This is a genomic window from Methylobacterium sp. C33D (assembly GCF_053345825.1).
Map to the genome: position 1 here is coordinate 1 of NZ_JBKFAV010000195.1, position 308 is coordinate 308.

A 308-nucleotide genomic window follows, 5' to 3' on the forward strand; every position below is an offset into this window, starting at 1 on the left:
GGCATCGTCCTCGATCCGATCGAAGAGGGGCATCACGTCCGCGGCCGACCAGCCGGTGCAGCCCTGCGCCGCCCAGGCGTCGAAGGCCGCGGGCACGCCGCGGATCGCGATCTGCGCGTTGACCGTCGAACTGCCGCCGGGCGCGCGGCCGCGCCAGTAGAAGCGGGGCTCCTGCGCACGGGTCCGCCGGCTCATCAGCCCCGGCCACTGCCAGTCCGCCTGATGGGCCGGGCCATACATGAACGGGATGATGTTGGCCGAGCGCAGCGCCGGCGGCGCGCCGGTGGAGCGCCAGTCGCGCCCGGCTT

1 protein-coding gene is annotated in these 308 nt (G+C 74.7%); it reads right to left on the reverse strand.

Going from position 1 to position 308, the window contains the following annotated elements; genetic code table 11:
- On the reverse strand, window positions 1-308 hold a 308-nt coding region (locus tag ACLBXO_RS32005), incomplete at both ends, for a GMC family oxidoreductase N-terminal domain-containing protein (protein ID WP_447687948.1).